Annotated in this window: 1 protein-coding gene and 1 pseudogene; both read right to left on the bottom strand. The window is 73.9% G+C overall.

What is annotated here, in order from left to right:
- Positions 1 to 168: 168 nt before the first annotated feature.
- Positions 169 to 1,524 carry an extracellular solute-binding protein gene (locus L0B03_RS17170; RefSeq protein WP_250448135.1) on the bottom strand — a complete coding sequence of 452 codons (1,356 nt, stop codon included), beginning with the start codon at positions 1,522 to 1,524 and terminating at the stop codon, positions 169 to 171.
- Between the two features lie 89 nt (positions 1,525 to 1,613).
- Positions 1,614 to 1,963 (bottom strand): annotated as a pseudogene (locus tag L0B03_RS17165) (ROK family transcriptional regulator); the annotation flags it as partial.

Raw genomic sequence — 1,963 nt, 5'->3', positions numbered from 1 at the left:
CGGCCACCGGGGGCGACACCGGGGGCCGGGGCGACCGGCGCCGGCGGGGCTGGGACCACCGGCACGGGGGCGCTGCGGGAGGGGGGCATGCGGGTTCCTCAGGGCTCCGACGACGGGTGGGGGCTGAGCGAGCGGGGCGCGCCGGCAGGGCCCGGCGCGCCCCGTGCCTCAGTTGAGCGTGTCCGCGATGAGGCGGTCGGTCTCGGCGGCGGCCTCGGTCGGGTCCGTGCCGTTGGCGATCTGCTGGAAGAAGTCCTCGAGCAGGCGCGCCCCCTCGACGTCGGCCCAGCTCTCGGCGGCCGGGGTGAGCTTGGCCCCCAGGGCTGCGTCGAGGGCGGCCGTCGCGTACCGGTCGTCGCCCAGGGCGTCGGCGTACTGGCTGTTGGCCGGGATGAGCCCGTTCTCGGCGAGCATCGTCTGGTACTCCTCGGCGAACATGATCTCGAGCAGGCTCCGTGCGAGCTCGGGGTGCTGGGAGTTGGTCGGGATCGCGATGTTGGACCCGCCGGCGAAGACCGTCGCGGCCTCGCCCTCGGTGAGCCCTGGCAGGGCGAAGACGCCCGTGAGCTCGTCGTTGCAGGCGGCCTGGGCCGCGCGGGCCTCCTCGGCCTCGGGGGAGGAGTCCTCGGGGTCGACGCCCTCGTTGCACTCGGGCAGGTCGATGCTCCAGCGCGCCCACGTCGGGGCCGAGAACATCCCGGCCTCACCGTTGTTGAAGGGCACCCAGGGCTCGTTGGAGTCAGCGTCACGGGGGGCGTTGGTCGCCTCGGTGAAGAGCCGTTGCACCTCGGCGAGCCCTTCCTGGGACTCGGGGCTCGAGAGGGCGCCGACCCACTGGTCGCCCTCCTGGACCGCGAGGTCGCCGCCGTGCGTGTAGACCCAGGCGGTGCCGTTGTACCAGTCCTGCCCGGGGAACCAGAACCCGGAGAAGTTGTCGGTCCCCTCGGGGTTGGCCTCCTGCAGGGCGACGGCCGCGTCGGTGAACTCGGCCAGCGTGGTGGGCTCGGCGACCCCGGCGGCCTCGAAGAGGTCCGTCCGGTAGAACACCGCGCGGGCCCCCGAGTAGTAGGGGAGGGCGTACACCGTGCCGTCGACCGAGCCGGCCTCGACGAAGCCCTGGAGGAGGTCCTCCCCGCCGACCTCCTCGTACAGGTCGGTCAGGTCGGCGAAGGCTCCGGCGTAGGCGAAGGTCGGCGCCTGGGTGTTGCCGATCTCGACGACGTCGGGGGACTGCTGCTCCGAGGCCAGGGCGGTCTGCAGCCGCGGGACCAGGCCGTTCCAGTCCTGCTCCTCGATGACGAGGGTCGAGCCCGGGTTCTCGGCAGCGAAGGTCTCGATGAGGTGGTCGCGCAGCTCCTGCGGGGTGTCGGCGCCGTTGAGCCAGAGGCGGATCTCGGCGGCCTCGGGGGTGCTGGCCGCGTCGTCGGGTCCCTCGGGGGTGGTCTCGGCGTCGCCCGCGCACGCCGTGAGGGCGAGGAGGGCGACGAGGGGCAGGGCGATCCTGCTGCTCCGTACGATGGTCATGGTGGGGGTTCCTTCCCGAGGCGAGACGGCGCGAGGTGCGTCGTCTGGGGGTTGTGTTCTCCGACCTGCAGGTGGTCGGCTCGGGGTCCTCACGAGACCCCGAGCTGACCGGACAGCACGAGCACGGCCGCCCCGCTGAGGGCACCGTCCTCGCCGAGCGTGGTCATCCGCAGCGACAGCCCCTCGCTGATGACCGGCATGGTGCGCTCGCGGAGGGTCGCGAGGGCGGTGTCGCGCAGGGGCCCCGCCAGGAGCTCGGCCGGGCCGCTCATGACCACGTCCGCGAGGTTGAGGGCGCTGACCACCGGGGCCAGGACGATCCCGAGCCGTCGGCCGACGGACGCCAGGGCGACGGCCGCGGCCTGCTCGTCGAGCCCTGCCACGCGACGGCGCAGGGCGGGCACCGAGAGCACCGTCTCGAGGCAGCCGCGGCGCCCGC

The organism is Actinotalea sp. C106 (genome assembly GCF_023630195.1).
Lineage (GTDB): Bacteria > Actinomycetota > Actinomycetes > Actinomycetales > Cellulomonadaceae > Actinotalea.
This window is presented reverse-complemented; position numbering and strand designations above follow the sequence as displayed.

Coding starts and splice junctions, on each gene's coding strand:
- L0B03_RS17170 (WP_250448135.1), bottom strand. CDS start 1,524: ATGACCATCGTACGGAGCAGCAGGATCGCCCTGCCCCTCGTCGCCCTC.